This window comes from Ewingella sp. CoE-038-23, from assembly GCF_040419245.1.
Taxonomy (GTDB): Bacteria; Pseudomonadota; Gammaproteobacteria; order Enterobacterales; family Enterobacteriaceae; genus Ewingella; species Ewingella allii.
This window is the reverse complement of the sequence record NZ_JAZHOH010000001.1, coordinates 697,691-717,493: the sequence shown is the minus strand read 5'-3', so window position 1 is coordinate 717,493 and position 19,803 is coordinate 697,691. Positions and strand designations below refer to the sequence as shown.

The following is a 19,803-nucleotide window of genomic DNA, read 5'->3' as shown; positions in this document are numbered from 1 at the left end:
TTATTTCCCACCCAGCAGGTCGCGAGCACCCCAGTGTGGGAAGTGACGGCGAACCAGGCTGTTTAACTCCAGCTCGAAGGCGCTGTAGGAATCTTGTTCCTGATAAACGCTTTCTACGGCTTCGCGAACCAGTCCTGCTCCGACGGTGACGTTAGTCAGGCGATCGATAAAGATCATCCCGCCGGTCACCGCGTTGTGTTGGTAGTTATCCAGAACCAGTGGCTCATCGAAGGTAAGCTCAACCAGGCCGATGCCATTCAGCGGTAGGCTCTCAACAATACGTTGGGTCAGCGAGTTAATTTCAACCTGATACTCAATGTTTTCAACCCGAGCGCGGGCCTTTTTGCCGCCGATTTTGATGTCGTAGCTTTGCCCAACGCTGAGCGGCTGCTCGGCCATCCAGACAATATCCACTTTGGCGTTCTGCACCGCTTTCACGGTTTCATCCGCGTCGACCAGCAGGTCACCACGGCTGATATCGCGCTCGTCGGCCAGCACCAGCGTGATAGCTTCACCGGCCCAAGCTTCTTGTAAATCACCGTCGAAAGTCACAATGCGTGCCACCCTTGACTCAACGCCGGACGGCAACACTTTGACTTTCTGCCCGACGCGCACTGAGCCAGAGGCCAGCGTGCCCGCATAGCCACGGAAGTCGAGGTTCGGACGATTAACATACTGCACCGGGAAACGCATTGGCTGCTGTTCGCGGATGTTAATGATGTTCACGGTTTCCAGCACGTCGAGCAGGGTTGGGCCGGTATACCAGCTCATTTTCTCACTCGGCGTAGCAACGTTGTCGCCTTCCAGCGCCGACAGCGGCACGAATTTGATATCCAAATCGGTTGGCAGCTGCTGGGCGAAGTCCAGATAGTTGGCTTTGAACTCTTCGAAAACGCTTTCGCTGTAATCCACCAGATCCATCTTATTGACCGCCACCACCAAGTGGCGGATCCCCAGAAGAGTAGCGATAAAGCTGTGGCGGCGAGTTTGATCCAGCACGCCTTTGCGGGCGTCGATCAGCAAAATCGCCAGATCACAGGTGGACGCACCGGTTGCCATGTTGCGGGTGTACTGCTCATGCCCCGGCGTGTCAGCAATGATGAATTTGCGTTTTTCGGTGGAGAAGTAGCGATACGCCACGTCGATGGTGATCCCCTGCTCGCGCTCGGCTTGCAGACCATCCACCAGCAGCGCCAGATCGAGTTTTTCACCTTGGGTGCCGTGACGCTTGCTGTCGTTATGCAGCGACGAGAGCTGATCTTCATAGATCTGGCGAGTGTCATGCAGCAGGCGACCAATCAGGGTACTTTTGCCATCATCCACGCTGCCGCAGGTCAGAAAACGCAGCAGGCTTTTGTGTTGCTGGGCGTGCAAGTAGGCCTCTACGCCACCCTGTTCTTCAATTTGTTGTGCAATTGCATTGTTCATTTTGGTCGCTCCTCAGAAATAGCCCTGACGTTTTTTCAGTTCCATCGAACCCGCCTGATCGCGGTCAATTGCCCGCCCCTGACGCTCACTGGTGGTTGAAACCAGCATCTCTTCGATGATTTCCGGCAGAGTCTGAGCTTCTGACTCCACGGCGCCCGTTAGCGGCCAGCACCCGAGAGTACGGAAGCGCACCATTTTCTGCTCAATCACTTCGCCCGGTTGCAGGTCGATGCGATCGTCATCCACCATCAGCAGCATGCCATCGCGTTCGAGAACCGGACGCGGCGCTGCGAGATACAGTGGAACAATTTCGATATTTTCCAAGAAGATATACTGCCAGATATCCAGCTCAGTCCAGTTGGAGAGCGGGAACACGCGGATGCTTTCGCCTTTGTTGATCTGGCCGTTGTAGTTGTGCCACAGCTCTGGGCGCTGGTTTTTAGGATCCCAACGATGGAAACGGTCGCGGAACGAGTAGATACGCTCTTTGGCACGCGACTTCTCTTCATCACGACGCGCGCCGCCGAAGGCCGCGTCAAAACCGTATTTGTTCAGCGCCTGCTTCAAGCCTTCGGTTTTCATGATGTCAGTATGTTTGGCACTGCCGTGGACGAAGGGGTTGATGCCCATCGCGACGCCTTCCGGGTTCTTATGCACCAGCAGTTCAAAACCGTAGTTCTTCGCCGTGCGGTCGCGGAAATCGTACATTTCGCGGAACTTCCAGCCGGTATCCACATGCAGTAGCGGGAAAGGCAGCGTTCCCGGGAAGAAGGCCTTGCGTGCCAGATGCAGCATCACCGAGGAGTCTTTACCGATGGAGTACATCATCACCGGGTTAGCAAATTCAGCCGCCACTTCACGGATGATATGGATACTCTCCGCCTCCAGTTGACGCAAATGTGTGAGTCGTTTTTCGTCCATAACAGATCCTTAAGCCAAATTCACGACCGACGGGCGAACTGCGTCGTCAGTCTGTGGTTGATGCCCAAACCAGGCGAGCTTATCGTGAAGTGCGACCACTTCGCCGATAACCAGTAGTGCTGGCGTTGGTGCCTGTTGAGCCAAGAGTTCTAAGTTGTAGAGCGTGCCGGTCAGCACCTGCTGATCGACTCGCGTACCACGGCCAATGACAGCCACCGGCGTACTCGCCGCGCGGCCATGAGCGATAAGCTGCTGGCTGATTTCTGCCGCCTTCACCGTGCCCATATAAATGGCCAGCGTTTGGTTGCCCTTCGCCAGCGTTTCCCACTGCATGCCATTCCCATCGGGACGGGAGTGGCCGGTAATAAACATCACGCTCTGCGCGTAGTCGCGATGGGTGAGAGGGATCCCCGCGTAGGCCGTCGCGCCCGCGGCTGCCGTCACGCCCGGCACCACTTGGAAAGGGATGCCCGCCGCCGAAACGGCCTGTAGCTCTTCACCGCCGCGACCAAAAATAAACGGATCGCCGCCTTTAAGGCGCACCACTTTTTTGCCCTGCTGCGCCAGTTCGACCAGCATGCGGTTTGTCTCTTCCTGCGCCACCGAGTGGCTGCCTGCGCGCTTGCCGACGCAAATACGGTCGGCGTCTCGGCGCACCAAATCTAAAATCTCGTCACTGACCAAATGGTCATACAACACCACGTCTGCCTGCTGCATCACCTGCAAGCCGCGTAATGTCAGTAATCCTGCATCACCCGGCCCCGCGCCGACCAGCGTCACTTCACCGTTTCTCGCGATGGATTCCGGATTATCTAATTGTTGTTGCAACACTTGCTCAGCTTCTGGAATCTGTCCCGCAGTCACCAGCGAGGCAAAGCGACCATCAAAGGTCTGCTCCCAAAAGCGACGGCGTGCCGTCATTGAGGTGAAGCGCTGCTTCACGCGGTCGCGGAAACTGCCAGCAATCTCAGCCATCTTGCCCAAACTGGTCGGTAACAGCGTTTCCAGCTTTTCCCGCAGCATGCGCGCCAGCACCGGGGCCGTGCCGCTGGATGAAATAGCCACCACAATCGGCGAACGGTCGACGATGGAAGGGAAGATAAAGGAGCACTTCGGCTGGTCATCGACCACGTTGGCCAGCAGCTGGCGGCGATTGGCCTGCTCAAACACCTCGGCATTCAGCTCGGCGTCGTCGGTGGCAGCAATCACCAGAAACACGTCATCCAACTGCTGTGGCTCAAATTGCTTCGCCAGCCAGCTGACTTGCGACTGCTGGAGACGATGCTCAAGTTCTGAGGAGAGTGACAGCGCGACAATGCGGACAGCAGCGCCAGCACGCAGCAGAAGGTCTATTTTGCGTGCTGCGATTTCGCCGCCGCCGACGACCAATACAGGACGTTGTCTTAGGTCGGCAAATATTGGTAGATAGTCCACAACGGCCTTTTTGATAGCGAAGAGTAATAACAAGACTATACGTGGTGGCAATTATTGAATTGAAATGACGAAATGGAATGAATAGTTACCAAATGGAATATAGATTCGCCAACCTCACTTTCCAGACGCAGAAAGATGCAACAAAAAGAGCCATTTGAGATAAGGGGAAATTGTCTAATTGCCGTCACAATCGCATACTATTGCGCAATAATGACCGCATAACGCGGCCTGCCCGATTGAAAGCTTTCCGGTCTTTGACCCACGAATAAGGATTTTTTGTCCATGCTATCCCTTTCTCGCATGAAACTGGCGCTACTGGCCTTTGGCCTGGGCTGTGCCGGTTTTACGCACGCGGCCGTGCAGCAGGTTGCCGCGCCCGCCCTCGGTAAAATTGCTGCCGAACAAACTCGCCATATCGCCACCTATTTTCCGGGCCGCATGGCCGGTAGTCCGGCGGAGTTAATCGCCGCAGATTACCTGCAACAGTATTTTGCCAAACTCGGCTATCAGAGTGATCTTCGCGGCTTTGATACGCGTTATCTCTACACCAGCCGGGATGGCAAGCAGAGCTGGCATGATGTGCATTCGACCTCCGTGATCGCCGCCCGCGCCGGTATCGTGCCTCAGCAGATTGTCGTGATGGCGCACTTTGATACTTATTTGCCACAAAGCGACGCCGACTCCGACCATAATTTGGGCGGTCTTACCCTGCAGGGGGTTGATGATAATGCGTCAGGCGTAGGTGTGATGCTGGAGCTGGCCGAACGACTCAGTAAGGAGCCAACCCACTACAGCTTGCGCTTCGTGGCGCTTAGTGCCGAAGAGACGGGCGCACAGGGTGCCGCAGACTATGTGCTGCGCATGTCGCCGGAGGAGAAGTTAAACACCCTGCTGGTGGTCAATCTCGATTCGCTGATTGTTGGCGATAAGCTCTACTTCAAGAGTGGCAAAAATACCTCTCAGGCCGTCACTAAGCTGACACGCGACCGCGCCGTGGCGCTGGCGCGTCACGCAGGTATCGCCGCCGAGGCATACAGTGGAAAGGATTGCTGTAATGGCATGCAGGCGCTGGACGACGCGCATATTCCATTATTGATGGTGACGGCCACGGATTATGCGTTGGGCAAGAAAGACGGCCAGCAGCAGCGGGCAATCAGCGCGCATTTCCCGCAGGGCACGTCGCGCCATCAGGGCCAGTTGGATAACTTACAGTATCTCGACCGCGTCCTGCCAGGCCGGATAGACAAACGCTCGAAAGATAGCGTGAGAATTTTACTGCCGCTGCTGAAAGAGCTGGCAAAACCGGCTGATGCTTTACAAGGCGGTAACGCCATCCCTTAAATAATTCGAGTCAGAGGACAAATCTGCTTGCAGCGGCCCCCTTAGGGGCTTGGCTGGAAATAGGCCAAGTAACGCGGCAAGCCGACGCACCTCTGGCTCGAAGTATGACAGGGATTTATTCGTGTAAGCCGCACTCGCGTTTAAGCCCAAAGAAACGGGTTTCCTCTTCGCTCATGCCCTCTTCCCACTTCTTGGTAGTGTGGGTATCGCCAACCGACAGGTAGCCCTGATCCCACAGCGGGTGATAACTGAGGCCGTGCTCTTTGAGGTACTGGAACACTTGGCGGTTGTCCCAATCAATAATTGGCAAGATCTTGAATACGCCGCGCTGCACGGCTAACACCGGCAGATTCGCACGGCTGCCGGACTGCTCGCGGCGCAGGCCGGCAAACCAGGTTTGCGCGCCCAATGTCGCCAGAGCGCGGTTCATCGGCTCCACTTTATTGATGTTGTTGTAACGCTCAATGCCTTCGACGCCCTGCTCCCAAAGCTTGCCATAACGCGCTTCTTGCCACGCCGGGCTTTCGGCTGCGCGGAACACTTGCAAGTTCAGCTTCAACTGTTCGGTGAGTTGATCGATGAACTGGTAAGTCTCGGGGAACAGGTAGCCGGTGTCAGTGAGGATCACCGGGATATCCGCCTGCTGGCGAGTCACCAGATGCAAACAGACCGCAGCCTGAATGCCAAAACTTGAGGAGAGCGCGAATTCGCCCGGCAAATTCTCTAGTGCCCAGATGACACGATCCTGTGCCGACAGTTTTTCAAGCTGGGCATTGGTTTCCGCCAATGCCAGGGCCTGACCTGATTTCGGCATTTCATTCAGTTCAGCAAGAGTGAGCAAACTCATAAACTCTCCATTCTTCACGTTACAGCAGCGTTAGTCGTAGAAGTCGCGGGCCGGATCCAGCACTGGGCGAATAATCCCAGCGCGGATCACGTAATCACCAAAGCCTTCATCGTTTTCACGCTCTTTCGCCCAGCGGCCGACCAGCTCGTCGATAATCGCCAGAATGTCAGTATCAGAGATGTTCTCCCGATACATTCTTGGAATACGCGTCCCTTCACGGTTACCGCCAAGGTGCAGGTTGTAACGGTTCATGGCTTTACCCACCAAACCGATTTCAGCCAGCAGCGCACGGCCGCAGCCGTTAGGGCAACCCGTCACACGCAGGACAATGTGCTCTTTGCCCACCCCATGCTGGTGCATGATGCCTTCCACTTTGGTGACAAACTCTGGCAAGAAGCGTTCGGCTTCGGCCATCGCCAGCGGACAGGTCGGATATGAGACGCAGGCCATGGAGTTTTTGCGCTGCTCGGTGACGCTGTCGTCGATCAGGCCATGGTTGCGGGCCAGCGTTTCGATCGCGTCTTTATCTTTTTCCGAGACACCGGCGACGATCAGGTTCTGGTTAGCAGTAAGCCTGAAATCCCCTTTGTGGATCTTAGCGATTTCTGCCAGACCGGTTTTTAGCGGCTTGCCCGGATAATCCAGAATACGGCCGTTTTCGATAAACAGTGTCAGGTGCCACTGCTTGTCGATCCCCTTCACCCAGCCGATGCGATCGCCGCGTCCGGTGAATTCATAAGGGCGAACCGCTTCGAATTCGATCCCTGCGCGCTTGGCCACTTCGTCGCGGAACACTTCCACGCCAACGCGCTCAAGGGTGTATTTGGTTTTAGCATTTTTACGGTTGGTACGGTTGCCCCAGTCGCGCTGCGTGGTCACTACCGCTTCGGCCACGGCCAAGGTTTTATCCAGCGGAATAAAGCCCAGTTCGCTGGCGGTGCGGGCGTAAGTTGCCTTGTCGCCGTGGGCGATAGACAGGCCGCCGCCGACCAGCACGTTGAAGCCAACCAGCTTGCCGTTATCGGCGATCGCCACGAAGTTCAGATCATTGGCGTGAAGATCGACATCGTTTTGCGGCGGGATCACCACCGTAGTTTTGAATTTACGCGGCAGATAGGTTGGGCCAAGGATCGGCTCTTCATCCGTGGTTTCGACTTTCTCTTGATCCAGCCACACCTCGGCGTAAGCGCGGGTGCGCGGCAGCAGGTGTTCGGAGATCTTCTTCGCCCACTGGTAGGCTTCCTGATGCAGCTCTGACTCCACCGGGTTCGAGGTACACAGCACGTTGCGGTTAACGTCGTTGGCGGTCGCCAGCGCGTCCAGACCTAGCTTATTCAGCAGCTGGTGAACCGGTTTTACGTTAGGTTTGAGGATACCGTGGAACTGGAAAGTTTGACGGTTAGTAATACGAATACTGCCGTACAGCGTGCTCTCTTCAGCGAATTTATCAATGCCCAGCCACTGGTCTGGCGTCATCACGCCGCCCGGCAGGCGGCAGCGCAGCATCATCGCGTGGCGCGGCTCCAGCTTCTGCTCGGCGCGTTCGGCACGGATATCGCGGTCATCCTGCTGGTACATGCCGTGGAAGCGGATCAACAGGAAGTTGTCGCCGTTGAAGCCGCCGGTCAGGCCATCTTGCAAATCTTCAGTAATGGTTCCGCGCAGGAAATTGCTTTCCTTTTTAAGACGTTCAGCATCAACCAGCGGCGCATCAACGATTAACGGGCCAGGACCGGGATTCTGTTCACTCCACAACTTATTGCTCATAAGTGCTCACTCATTGCTTAAATTTTATTAGTAGACGTCGCGCTGATAACGGCGGTCCATACGCAATTCACTTAAAAATTCGTCGGCGGTTTCCAGGTCCATCGACCCCTGCTGGGAGATAATTTCCAACAGCGCTTGCTCGACGTCTTTCGCCATACGGTTGGCATCGCCGCAGACATAGACGTGCGCGCCCTCTTGCAGCCAGCGCCAGACTTCGGCGGCGTTTTCGCGCAGCTTGTCTTGAACGTAGACCTTTTCAGCCTGATCGCGCGACCAAGCCAGAGAAATGTGGGTCAGTAAGCCGTCTTTGACGTAGCGCTGCCATTCAACCTGATATAGGAAGTCCTCGGTGAAGTGCGGGTTGCCGAAGAACAGCCAGTTTTTACCCCCGGCGCCGTCGTTTTCGCGCTGCTGCATAAAGGCGCGGAATGGCGCGATGCCGGTGCCCGGGCCAATCATAATCACTGGCGCATCCGGGTTAGCTGGCAGGCGGAAATTGTCGTTATGCTCGATGAATACGCGAACTTCACCATCTTCTTGCAGACGGTCAGCCAGATAGCCCGATGCACCGCCGGTGCGGGCGCGGCCGTCGATTTCGTAGCGCACGGCGCCGACGGTGATATGCACTTCGGACTCATTCTCGGCCTGAGAGGAGGCGATGGAGTAGAGGCGCGGCGTCAGCGGGCGCAGCAAATCAACCAACTGCTGGGCATCCAGCTCGGTCGGCGCCTGACGCACCATGTCGACGAACGGCGTGTTTTGCGCGAACTGCTGCAAGGCGTGCTTGTCGGCTAGCAGCGCATTCAGCTGCTCATCACGGCACGCTGCGGCGTATTTCTCGACGATGGGCGTGGTGTTTTGGGTCAGCTCGATGTGATGCTGCAACGCTTCGCTCAGCGCTAGCGTTTTGCCGTTAACTTCAACCGACTCATCTCCTTTCAGCCAGAGCAGTTCAACCACTTCTTTGACCAAGGCCGGATCGTTTTCGAACCAGATACCTAAGGCGTCGCCCGGCTGGTAGCGCAGGCCCGAATCACCCAGATCAATCTCGATATGGCGCACGTCTTTATCCGAATTGCGCCCGGTAATTTTCTGGTTTACCGACAGCAAAGCGGTCAGTGGCTCTTCTTTAGTATAGGGGCTGCTGTCAACTTGGTTGACCGCGCCAGCCAGAGTCGCGGCGGGCTGCGCCGTCGCCTCTGCGGGAACGCGCTGTTTCAGCACTTCAACAATGCGTTTGCGCCACTCTTCGGCCTGGGCCTGATATTCAACGTCAGCGTCCACGCGATCTAACAGGCGCTCTGCGCCCAGCTCGCCAAGGCGGTTATCAAAATCTTTACCGGCCTGACAGAAGAATTCGTAGGAAGTGTCGCCCAGCGCAAACACGGCAAACGCCGTATCTTTCATCTGTGGCGCTTTCTTCGATTGCAGGAATTTATGCAAGGCGACGGCCTCTTCGGCCTGCTCACCTTCCCCCTGAGTGGAGGCAACAATTAGCAGCAATTTTTCCTGACCGATTTGTTTGAACTTGTAATCACCGGCGTTAACCAGATTGACGTTCAGTTTTGCGGCGATCAGGTCATCGCGCACCTGCTCGGCCAAACGACGGGCATTGCCGGTCTGGGAAGCGGAAATCAGGGTAACAGCGGCCGCGGCGGGCGCAGGTGCTGCTGCCGGAACAGCGCCCGGCTGTTGATTCACCATTCCCCAGAAATAGCCAGATAGCCATGCCAGCTGCGTTGGTGAGTATTCACCAATGGCAGACTGGAGCTTAGCCAGTTGCTCTGGAGAAAGAGGCAAGATAGAAGTTGGAGGAGCCTGAGTCGTCATCGCGGTACGAATTCCCTTATGCATAAGCCAGTCATCAATCCGGCCTTCGTGCACAAGAAAGACCGTAAATCACCCCACGTAGAAAAGCGACGGAGGCTGCAGTTTGTAAGGTTAACGAGGCTGATGATAACAATTAAAGAAGTGATGGAAATATTAAATAACCAAAATGACTAAGTGGTTTTAGAGATAGCCATAACCACTAAAAGTGGTAAGTAATGATTTTTTATCTTACTGAAATAGCTATGAAAATCGGCAGACATTTATCCGACTAGGCAAAACAGTTTGTTATATAAAGAAAAACCCCGCCGGAGCGGGGTGAAAATACTTTATTAGCAGCAGGTTTTATAGATGGAACTGGCCATGTTCTTCGAACCAGGCGAACTGCCCTGCGGCAAAGACCGACATTTTACTGCTGCTGTGGCCGGTGTCCGGCAAATCGACAAAGTGCCAGTTAAACGGCGTGTTGTTCTGCTCGGCGCGCTGCTGTGAGGTGGTGAAATAGCTCTCGGCGCGGTCAAGGCGGTTACTCCCCTGTGCCATCACCTGCTTGGACAAACGCTGCGCGCGCGTTTCAGGATTATCATCTTCACTGCCGACGGCAATCAGCATCGGCTTGGCAAAATAGCTGGCGAGCTGCTGCTGGTTGACGCTCACCGGCGACTCGCGCAGGCCATAAGGCCAGCGCTGGTCGGTATCCGGCAAGGTCCACCACGTCGGCGCGGCACAGACGGCGGCTTTCACTTGCGGCTGCGGCAATAATGTCAGCATGCGGTGAACAACTTGGCATCCGGCGCTGTTGCCGAAAAGGTAGAACTGCGACTGGCTGGTGACGCCCTGCTTCTGCAACTGGCTGAACAGCGAATCTACCAGCGTGAAAGTCCATTGTGACGCGGGCAGCTTGCGATGGGTTTTGGGATCAACCAGATTGCCAAGGTTATAACCCGCCGCGCCCGGGAAGTCCTGCTCGCTGAACTTTGGCACCACCACGCGCAAATGGTACTGGTTCGCCATGGTGATCCATTCATTGCGCGCATTGACGGCGTTACGATCGCCTTCAGTCATCACCATCACGATAGGCGTTGTGGCATCAGCACCCTCGGGTTGATAGGTGAAAACGTCCAGCGTCTTTTTCCCCTGCGCCACCAGAATATGTAAACTGCCCGCGCCCGTCGGGAAGGTCAGGGCAACAGGTTTAGCAGCAACGGCAGGCTTGGCGGTTTTCGGCTCAGTTTGAGCAGGTTTGATGTCAGCAGGCTTAGGGCCAGCAGCCTCAGATTCCGCAGGCTTTGAGTCCGTAGACTTGGCATCGGTGGAAGCAGGCGCGGCTGGCTGGGGGAGCGTTTCCGCACCGACGCTCGCCGTGAATAGCACCGACAATATGGCCAAACGCAGCACAGTAATCATGCAAACACTCAATAGGTTAGTCTCACTGCTGCCACTTTAAGTCAGTAAATCAGGCTGAGTAAAGCAGTGGTTGGTAACGCCTTGTACAGCTATGTACCGTGGATTTCGTGGCGCGAACGCCGGATTTCCGTTACTATGCCGCGTTTTTTGAGCAACGAGACAGCACCATGACCACCACACTCTTTAAAGATTTTCAGTTCGAAGCCGCGCACCATTTACCTCACGTTCCAGCAGGCCACAAATGCGGCCGCCTGCACGGGCACTCTTTCTCGGTAAGATTAGAAATCACCGGTGAAGTGGATCCGCATACGGGTTGGGTAATGGATTTTGCTGATTTAAAAGCGGCTTTCGCCCCGACATTGGACCGTCTCGACCACTATAATCTCAACGATATTCCGGGCTTAGAGAACCCGACCAGTGAAGTGCTGGCCGAGTGGATCTGGAATGAGATGAAGCCTAAGCTGCCCCTGCTTTCCGCCGTACGCGTCAAAGAGACTTGCACCGCGGGCTGCGTCTATAAAGGCTAAGCGATATTTAGGTATTTGTGGGTCTGCATCGACAGCCGCCAATTTTTTGCAATGCAGGTCGCAATGCACAATTTGGTGGCTTCTTCTTTCTGACTGATTGGCTGCAAAGCGATGATTCGCGCTTTTTCGTCAGTCAATGTCGCCAGTAACGCTTCCAAGGCATCGATATCGCGCTGACGCGCCACCGGATGCTTCACTTCATCAGCCCGTTTCAAGGCCTGCGGCAGAATGTCATAGCCGCCGCGCATGTTCACCTTTGGCGACACCGTCACCCAAGTATTCACCGAGCAGCGCACCTCATGGGTCCCGCTGGTTTCTATCTGGCAGCTAAAACCATTTTTTTCCAGCAGCGTGGTGAGCGGCATTAAATCGTAAATGCACGGCTCTCCGCCGGTGATCACCACGTGACGCGCCGTATAGCCCTGCTGAAGAATAATCTCGTGCAGTTGCTCTGCCGTGGCGTTACCCCAGGCGTCACTCTCTTCGGTCTTCACCAAAATGCGTTGTACGTCGACTTCCCGATCGGCGATTTTGTCCCAGGTATGTTTGGTGTCGCACCAGCTACAGCCCACCGGGCAGCCCTGCAGGCGAATAAAGATAGCCGGCACGCCGGTAAAATAACCTTCCCCTTGCAGGGTTTCGAACATTTCATTAATCGGGTACTGCATGGTTTTCTCAATCATCTCTAAAAAATCAGCGCGCATTATCACAGATAGTGCACGCTGTTCCAAACTTCGACCCAAGCAGATTTGTCAGTAAAGGTGATTGATGGCCTCGGTGAAGCGTTGAGTGATCTGTTGAGGCCGGGTGATGGCACCGCCCACAACCACGGAATGCGCCCCCAGTGTCAGGCAGCGCGCGGCCATTTCAGGCGTGTCCACATTGCCTTCGGCGATGACCGGAGCGCCGCACTGTGAGAGCACCTGGCGCAAAAAGGCGAAGTCATCTTGCCACAGCTTGCAGCCCGCGGTTTCCGGGGTATACCCGTGTAAAGTGGTGCCAATGCAGTCAAAGCCTAAGGCCTCAGCATTGACCGCCTCTTCGACGCTAGCGATGTCGGCCATCAGCAACAAAGAGGGATATTTCTGCCGAATCTGTTGCACTAAGGCCGCCAACTGCAACTCCCCCGGACGTCGATGCAAGGTGGCATCGAGCGCGATCATTTGCGGACCTGCGGTCATCAGCTCGTCAACCTCTTGCATTGTGGCGGTGATATAGACTTCGCTGTCGGGATAATCGCGCTTGATAATGCCAATGACCGGCAGAGTCACGGTGGCGCGAATCGCCTGCACATCTACAACACTATTGGCGCGGATCCCCGCAGCCCCGCCCTGCATGGCGGCCAGCGCCATGCGGCTCATGATGAAATCGCTGTGTAAGGGTTCATCGTCCAGTGCCTGACAGGACACCACCAGTTTTCCTTTTATGGCCGCTAACATTGACTGATTCATACTCCCAACATCTCCTCAATTTCGTTTTTAATCACCGTGACATGTGGCCCATAAATGACCTGAATCCCATTCCCACGAATCAGTACCGCCCTCGCGCCACTCGACTTCAACTGGCTTTCATTCACCATGTTGGCCTGATGCACGCTTATCCGCAGACGTGTTGCGCAGCAGTCCAGCTCGGCAATATTGCTAGCACCGCCCAATGCTTCAATGATCAGCCCGGCACGGTCGGTGGTGATGCTGGCTTGTTCTACTTCCGCGTCATCTCGACCTGGCGTTTTAAAGTTGAAACGGGTGATCAGATAGCGGAAAGAGAAGTAGTAGAGAGCAAACCAAGGCACACCCACCAATGGCACGTACATCCAATTGGTTTTGCCTTCGCCCTGTAGAACCCCGAAAAGGAGGAAGTCGATGAAGCCACCAGAGAATGTCTGACCAATGGTGATATGCAGAATATGGGCAATCATGAAAGCCAGCCCGTCAAACACCGCGTGCAGCACGTACAGCATCGGCGCGACAAACAGGAATGAGAATTCAATCGGCTCAGTGATACCGGTGAGGAAAGAAGTTAGCGCCGCAGAAAGCAGCAGACCGGCCACTTTCTTTTTATTTTCAGGCCGCGCGGTGTGGTACATCGCCAGACAGGCCCCCACCAGACCAAACATCATGGTAATGAAACGCCCGGACATAAAACGCGACGTGCCGACGTAAAAATGCTGAGTTGAAGGATCGGCCAACTGGGCAAAGAAGATACGCTGGGTTCCCTCCACCAGATGCCCGTTTACCACCTCACTGCCGCCCAGTGCTGTGGTCCAAAAAGGCAGATAAAAGATATGATGCAGGCCGAAAGGCCCGAGCATGCGCAAGACAAAACCGTAGATAAAGGTGCCCAAATACCCCGTGGCATCCACCAGCCCGCCCATGCCAAAAATTACTTTTTGGAAATGAGGCCAGATGAAGAACATCAGCGCCCCGACAACAATTGCCGCCACCGAAGTAATAATAGGCACAAAGCGCGAGCCGCCGAAAAATCCGAGGAATTGCGGCAGTTGAATTTTGTTATAGCGGCTATGCAGCAGCCAGGTGACTAATCCAATCACCACGCCGCCAAAAACGCCCGTTTCCAGAGTCTGTATGCCCAACGCCATTCCCTGCCCCGACGCACTGAGATTGCTGGCCGCCAACTGCCCCTTGAGGATCAAAATGGCATTAATAGTAGCGTTCATGACTAAATAGCCGAGCAGCGCGGATAGCCCTGCGGTTCCCTTGTCACTTCGCGCCAGCCCAACCGCGACTCCGACGGCAAACAGCACCGCAAGATTGGCAAAAACAATCGAACCCGCGCTGGCCATCACGGTAAAGATGGCCTGTAGCGCCGGAATATTCAGAAACGGGTATGCCGTCAGGGTATTGGGGTTCGAGAGCGCCCCGCCAATCCCCAACAGCAAACCCGCCGCTGGCAAAATCGCGATAGGCAACATGAAAGACTTGCCAAATTTCTGCGCCCTTTCAAACCAAGTTCCACCGCCTGAACCATTGAAGATCGACATGAGATAACTCCGCGTTAGGTTGTTTTGGTAATTATTTTCACCACATTATATTTATATAAAAATAATTACCACCAAATAAGGCGAGTTATCCATATGGAATTCTTCTGGCGTTAACTGCGTCACATCAGCCAAACTAGAGAGGTCAATTAATCAGAGGAGAGCCGAGTGAGTCAGACCATGGAAACGGGCACGCTATTACTGCGATTGCGCCAAGGGTTGGAGAATTACAGCCCGACACTGCATAAGCTCGGCAACTTTGTGCTCGAGCAGCCTGAAAGAGTGCTTTATCTGACCATTACCGAATTGGCGCGCGAGAGTGATACCAGCGAGGCCAGCGTCACCCGACTTTGCCGCCAGCTAGGTTGTAAAGGCTTTACAGAATTCAAGATGGGTCTTGCTCTGGAAACTCGCCAAAGCCAAGCTCGTCAGGCCACTGACGGGGATGATGAAGTGCAGTTGGTCATTGACGACAGCATTACCGCGCTGCGAGATACGGGGAAATTACTCGATCGGCAAACTCTGGTTGATACCGCGTTAGACATTCATAACGCCCGATCCGTACAAATTTATGGCGTGGCTGCCAGCGCGATCGTGGCGGATTATTTGGGCTACAAGCTGCTGCGCTTAGGCAAAGCATCGCAGTGCTTCTCCGATATGCATCGCGCGGCAATGAATGCGGTGAGTTTGGATAAACAAGACATTGTGGTCGTGATTTCCAGCTCCGGTTCTACCAAAGACGTGCTCCATGCCGCTGAACTGGCTAAGCGCCAGGGCACCAAAGTGATTGGTATCAGCAACACGCTACGCAGCCCGCTCTCTTCTCTGGCTGATACTTTGCTGGTGGCCGCTAAACCTGAAGGGCCTTTGACGGCGGGTTTGCTGACCTCGAAAATCGGCGGAATGCTGCTGGTAGAACTGCTGATAAATCAGCTGCTAACCCTCTCTCCTGATTACCTTCAAGCGAGCCAACAAAGCGCCAGCGCGACGCTTTCTCTCTTGCTCTAGCATTCTGCATGGCGAGATTTCATCTGTTTTAGGCATAAAAAAACCCGCCGAAGCGGGTTTTTAGGAAAGTGTTATAAAGCGCAGTAATTACTGGCCTTTAACTTCTTTCAGACCGTTGAACGGTGCTGCATCACCCAGCGCTTCTTCGATACGAATCAGCTGGTTGTATTTAGCAACACGGTCAGAACGGCTCATAGAGCCCGTTTTGATCTGGCCTGCAGCAGTACCAACAGCCAGGTCAGCGATGGTAGCGTCTTCAGTTTCGCCTGAACGGTGAGAGATAACTGCAGTGTAGCCAGCATCTTTCGCCATTTTGATCGCTGCCAGAGTTTCGGTCAGAGAACCGATCTGGTTGAATTTGATCAAGATGGAGTTAGCGATACCTTTTTCGATACCTTCTTTCAGGATCTTGGTGTTAGTTACGAACAGATCGTCACCAACCAACTGGATTTTGTCGCCCAGAACTTTAGTCTGGTAAGCAAAGCCATCCCAATCAGACTCGTCCAAACCGTCTTCGATAGAAACGATTGGGTACTGTTTAGTCAGGTCTTCCAGGAAGTGAGTGAACTCTTCAGAAGTGAAAGCTTTGTTGCCTTCGCCAGCCAGAACGTATTTGCCGTCTTTGTAGAATTCAGACGCAGCACAGTCCATCGCCAGAGTGATGTCTTTGCCCAGCTCGTAGCCCGCTTGTTTAACAGCTTCAGCGATAACAGCCAGAGCTTCAGCGTTAGAACCCAGGTTTGGCGCGTAGCCACCTTCGTCACCAACAGCAGTACCCATGCCTTTAGATTTCAGAACTTTAGCCAGAGTGTGGAAAACTTCAGAACCCATACGGATGGCTTCTTTCAGGGTTTTCGCGCCAACAGGCTGGATCATGAACTCTTGGATATCAACGTTGTTATCAGCATGCTCGCCACCGTTGATGATGTTCATCATTGGCAGAGGCATAGAGTATTTGCCTGGGGTGCCGTTCAGTTCAGCGATGTGCGCGTACAGCGGCATGCCTTTAGAGGCAGCAGCAGCTTTAGCCGCAGCAAGGGAAACAGCCAGAATCGCGTTAGCACCGAACTTAGATTTGTTCTCAGTACCGTCGAGATCGATCATGATCTTGTCGATGTTAGCCTGGTCTTTCGCGTCTTTGCCTTTAACAGCGTCAGCGATTGGGCCATTTACTGCAGCAACGGCTTTAGTAACGCCTTTGCCCAGGTAACGTGATTTATCACCGTCACGCAGTTCCAGCGCTTCGCGAGAACCAGTAGATGCGCCTGATGGAGCCGCTGCCAAACCTACGAAACCGCCTTCCAGATGAACTTCAGCTTCTACAGTAGGGTTACCACGGGAGTCGATGATTTCACGACCGATCACTTTAACGATTTTGGACATTAGGATTTCCTCAGTACAAGTTAACTAAAGCTTCAGACAAACAACGTGCCAAATGGCACGCTGTTTCTCCTATATTTATTTTACCTGACGCTTCTGATACTCACCGGCAGCTTTAACAAAGCCTGCAAACAACGGATGACCATCACGCGGCGTTGACGTAAATTCCGGGTGGAACTGGCAAGCCACAAACCATGGGTGGTTTGGCAGCTCGATAATTTCCACCAGTTGCTTGTCGCCAGAGCGTCCTGCAACGCGTAAACCCGCGGCTTCGATCTGTTTGAGCAGCATGTTGTTTACTTCGTAACGGTGACGATGACGTTCTACAATCGTCGGCTCGCCGTACATCTCGCGAACCAGGCTACCGTCAGTCAGGTGGCATTGTTGCCCACCGACACGCATGGTGCCGCCTAAATCACTCTCTTCAGAACGGACTTCTACATTGCCGTTCTCATCACGCCATTCGGTAATCAATGCCACAACCGGGAACTTACAGTCTGGCACAAATTCGGTTGAGTTGGCGTTTTCCATGCCAACAACGTGGCGGGCAAACTCCATCAACGCGACCTGCATACCTAAACAAATACCCAGGTAAGGGATGTTGTTTTCGCGCGCATATTGGGCGGTCATCACTTTCCCTTCCACACCACGGTAACCGAAGCCACCAGGGATCAGGATAGCGTCCAACCCTTTCAGAATTTCTACACCACGCGTTTCGACATCTTGTGAGTCGATAAGTTTGATGTTGACGGTCAGACGATTTTTCAGCCCGCCGTGCTTGAGCGCTTCGATAACAGACTTATAAGCATCTGGCAGCTCAACGTATTTACCCACCATCCCGATGGTCACTTCGCCACCTGGGTTCGCTTCTTCATACACTACCTGCTCCCATTCGGACAGGTTAGCTTCAGGCGGGGTCAAGCTGAATCGTTTACAAATATAGTCGTCCAGACCCTGAGATTTCAATAGGGCTGGGATTTTATAAATGGAATCAACGTCTTTAAGTGAAATAACCGCTTTTTCTGGCACGTTACAGAACAAGGCGATTTTCGCGCGTTCGTTGGCCGGTACGGCACGGTCTGAACGGCAGATCAGCACGTCTGGCTGAATACCAATCGACAGCAGTTCTTTAACAGAGTGCTGGGTTGGTTTGGTTTTCACTTCGCCGGCGGCTGCCATGTACGGAACCAGAGTCAGGTGCATGTACAGCGTGTGCTCACGGCCGACTTCTACCGCCATCTGGCGAATAGCTTCCAGGAATGGCAGAGATTCGATATCGCCAACGGTACCGCCAATTTCAACCAGAACCACATCATGGCCTTCGCCGCCTTCGATGATACGTTCTTTAATGTTGTTGGTGATGTGTGGGATTACCTGAATGGTCGCGCCCAAATAGTCGCCACGGCGTTCTTTGCGCAGTACGTCAGAGTAGATGCGCCCCGTGGTGAAGTTGTTGCGACGAGTCATTTTGGTGCGGATGAAGCGCTCGTAGTGACCTAAATCGAGATCCGTTTCAGCGCCGTCTTCGGTGACGAACACTTCGCCGTGCTGAGTTGGGCTCATGGTGCCCGGATCCACGTTGATATACGGGTCCAGTTTCATGATGGTCACGTTGAGGCCACGGGCTTCGAGAATAGCCGCCAGAGAGGCTGCGGCAATGCCTTTACCCAGAGAGGATACGACCCCGCCGGTCACAAAAATATAATTAGTTGTCATGCTGAACCTGAGAGGTTAGGTTTAAAGACGATGGAATAACCAAGACGGGAAAACAATATACCGGAACCTTGTGCGCGCCACAAATAAAGGTTTTGCTGTTTATCATCGTTTTCTTCGCCTCAGTTCAGAAGAGTTAACTCTTCAAGCCCCTGCCTCTGATTCTTTTAAAAACAACAAGTTAACCATTGTGATTCGCTAACTTGCTGCCGTAGCCCAATAAAATCTCTTAGATTTCAATTTGTTGGACTTTGCTCTCTCAGGCCAAACAATACTTGGTTGACTAAGTTTGAGCTTAACCGTTTCAGCACTGACAGATATTGTCGCCGATCAAAGTCCGAGCGGACGTCAGTGCGCCTCGCCCTGCTTAACTTGCTGCCATGCCTCTTCCATTTGGTCCAAGGTTGCGCCCTGCATGGTTAAGCCTTGCTCACGAATAATCTGCTCGACCTGACGGAAGCGGCGCTCAAACTTACGGTTGGCGGCCTGTAATGCATCTTCGGCCTTATGTCCCAGATGGCGCGACAGGTTCACGGTAGCAAACAGCAGGTCGCCAATCTCCTCGCCCAGCTTCTCTTCATCGATAACCGCCTGTTGCGCTTCGTGCATCACTTCGTCTATCTCTTCGTAGACTTTGTCCAGCACCGGGCCGAGGGTGGTCCAGTCGAAGCCGACATTGGCGCAGCGCTTCTGGATTTTGTGCGCCCGCATCAGGGCAGGCAAAGCCTGTGGAATATCATCGAGCGCGGAATGCAGCGACTTCTCGGCTCTTTCCAGCGACTTGCGCGCTTCCCATTTCGCTAACACATCCTGACTGCTCTTCTCCTTTTGCGGGCTGCCGGCATTAGCGAAAACGTGAGGATGACGGCGCTCGAGCTTGTCGGAGATGGCATTGCAGATATCGTCGAAGGCAAACAGCCCCTGCTCGCTGCCCATCTGGGCATAAAACACCACTTGGAAGAGTAAGTCGCCCAGCTCGTCGCGCACGTCGTCATAGTCTTTGCGAGCGATAGCGTCGAGCACTTCGTAAGCCTCTTCTAGAGTGTAAGGTGCGATAGTTTCAAAGGTCTGCTCCTTGTCCCAAGGGCATCCGGCAATCGGGTCGCGCAGGGTTTTCATGATGGTGAGCAAACGTTGCAGGGCTGATTCTGTCATGGCGGGCTGTCCGTTTCTTATTGAGCGGCGGGCGTCTGAGCGCCAGCCGT

Annotated in this window: 16 protein-coding genes; 3 read left to right on the top strand and 13 right to left on the bottom strand. The window is 54.1% G+C overall.

The window, feature by feature from the left end; all coding sequences use genetic code 11:
- The 3 genes from cysN to cysG are packed head-to-tail and all read right to left on the bottom strand — an operon-like array spanning window position 1 to window position 3,783.
- The gene (cysN, locus tag V2154_RS03365) at window positions 1-1,428 is read right to left on the bottom strand and encodes a sulfate adenylyltransferase subunit CysN (protein ID WP_353501061.1); all 1,428 of its coding nucleotides are present in this window, start codon (window positions 1,426-1,428) and stop codon (window positions 1-3) included.
- A gap of 12 nt (window positions 1,429-1,440) precedes the next feature.
- Complete coding sequence (gene cysD, locus V2154_RS03360) at window positions 1,441-2,349, bottom strand: sulfate adenylyltransferase subunit CysD (protein WP_034787444.1); 909 nt, start codon at window positions 2,347-2,349, stop codon at window positions 1,441-1,443.
- A gap of 9 nt (window positions 2,350-2,358) precedes the next feature.
- Window positions 2,359-3,783, bottom strand: coding sequence for a siroheme synthase CysG (cysG, locus tag V2154_RS03355; RefSeq protein WP_353501060.1), 1,425 nt, complete (start codon window positions 3,781-3,783; stop codon window positions 2,359-2,361).
- A gap of 282 nt (window positions 3,784-4,065) precedes the next feature.
- Between cysG and V2154_RS03350 the strand changes: the two genes are divergently transcribed.
- The gene (locus V2154_RS03350) at window positions 4,066-5,124 is read left to right on the top strand and encodes an aminopeptidase (RefSeq protein ID WP_353501059.1); all 1,059 of its coding nucleotides are present in this window, start codon (window positions 4,066-4,068) and stop codon (window positions 5,122-5,124) included.
- A gap of 115 nt (window positions 5,125-5,239) precedes the next feature.
- Here the strand turns inward: V2154_RS03350 and V2154_RS03345 are convergent, their stop codons facing one another.
- The 4 genes from V2154_RS03345 to V2154_RS03330 all read right to left on the bottom strand — a co-directional run bounded on the left by V2154_RS03345 (window position 5,240) and on the right by V2154_RS03330 (window position 10,972).
- A complete protein-coding gene (locus tag V2154_RS03345; RefSeq protein WP_034787438.1) occupies window positions 5,240-5,971 on the bottom strand; it encodes a phosphoadenylyl-sulfate reductase in 732 nt (243 codons plus the stop codon).
- A gap of 30 nt (window positions 5,972-6,001) precedes the next feature.
- Window positions 6,002-7,738: an assimilatory sulfite reductase (NADPH) hemoprotein subunit gene (gene cysI / locus V2154_RS03340; protein ID WP_353501058.1), complete on the bottom strand. Its 1,737-nt coding sequence runs from the start codon at window positions 7,736-7,738 to the stop codon at window positions 6,002-6,004.
- 27 nt (window positions 7,739-7,765) lie between these two features.
- On the bottom strand, window positions 7,766-9,568 hold the full coding sequence (gene cysJ, locus V2154_RS03335) for an NADPH-dependent assimilatory sulfite reductase flavoprotein subunit (protein WP_353503904.1): 1,803 nt from the start codon (window positions 9,566-9,568) through the stop codon (window positions 7,766-7,768).
- Between the two features lie 342 nt (window positions 9,569-9,910).
- A complete protein-coding gene (locus tag V2154_RS03330; RefSeq protein WP_353501057.1) occupies window positions 9,911-10,972 on the bottom strand; it encodes a hypothetical protein in 1,062 nt (353 codons plus the stop codon).
- A 167-nt stretch (window positions 10,973-11,139) separates the two neighbouring features.
- On the opposite strand from V2154_RS03330, the gene queD reads away from it, so the two are divergent.
- Window positions 11,140-11,499, top strand: a complete 360-nt coding sequence (gene queD / locus V2154_RS03325; protein WP_353501056.1) for a 6-carboxytetrahydropterin synthase QueD — start codon at window positions 11,140-11,142, stop codon at window positions 11,497-11,499.
- Here the strand turns inward: queD and queE are convergent.
- From queE to V2154_RS03310, 3 genes are all read right to left on the bottom strand, one after another.
- The gene (gene queE, locus V2154_RS03320) at window positions 11,496-12,167 is read right to left on the bottom strand and encodes a 7-carboxy-7-deazaguanine synthase QueE (RefSeq protein ID WP_353503903.1); all 672 of its coding nucleotides are present in this window, start codon (window positions 12,165-12,167) and stop codon (window positions 11,496-11,498) included. The genes queD and queE overlap by 4 nt on opposite strands.
- Window positions 12,168-12,251: 84 nt before the next feature.
- Window positions 12,252-12,950, bottom strand: coding sequence for an N-acetylmannosamine-6-phosphate 2-epimerase (locus V2154_RS03315; RefSeq protein WP_353501055.1), 699 nt, complete (start codon window positions 12,948-12,950; stop codon window positions 12,252-12,254).
- Window positions 12,947-14,500: a PTS transporter subunit EIIC gene (locus tag V2154_RS03310; protein ID WP_353501054.1), complete on the bottom strand. Its 1,554-nt coding sequence runs from the start codon at window positions 14,498-14,500 to the stop codon at window positions 12,947-12,949. Before V2154_RS03310 ends, V2154_RS03315 begins: the two co-directional genes overlap by 4 nt.
- Before the next feature lie 177 nt (window positions 14,501-14,677).
- Between V2154_RS03310 and V2154_RS03305 the strand changes: the two genes are divergently transcribed.
- Window positions 14,678-15,505, top strand: a complete 828-nt coding sequence (locus V2154_RS03305) for a MurR/RpiR family transcriptional regulator (protein WP_353503902.1) — start codon at window positions 14,678-14,680, stop codon at window positions 15,503-15,505.
- Window positions 15,506-15,592: 87 nt separating this feature from the next.
- Here V2154_RS03305 and eno read toward each other — a convergent pair whose 3' ends face one another.
- The 3 genes from eno to mazG all read right to left on the bottom strand — a co-directional run bounded on the left by eno (window position 15,593) and on the right by mazG (window position 19,753).
- Entirely contained in the window at window positions 15,593-16,888 is a 1,296-nt protein-coding gene (gene eno / locus V2154_RS03300) for a phosphopyruvate hydratase (RefSeq protein WP_353501053.1), read from the bottom strand.
- Window positions 16,889-16,963: 75 nt separating this feature from the next.
- Window positions 16,964-18,601, bottom strand: coding sequence for a glutamine hydrolyzing CTP synthase (gene pyrG, locus V2154_RS03295; protein WP_034787426.1), 1,638 nt, complete (start codon window positions 18,599-18,601; stop codon window positions 16,964-16,966).
- Between the two features lie 345 nt (window positions 18,602-18,946).
- On the bottom strand, window positions 18,947-19,753 hold the full coding sequence (mazG, locus tag V2154_RS03290; protein ID WP_353501052.1) for a nucleoside triphosphate pyrophosphohydrolase: 807 nt from the start codon (window positions 19,751-19,753) through the stop codon (window positions 18,947-18,949).
- Between the last annotated feature and the right edge of the window lie 50 nt (window positions 19,754-19,803).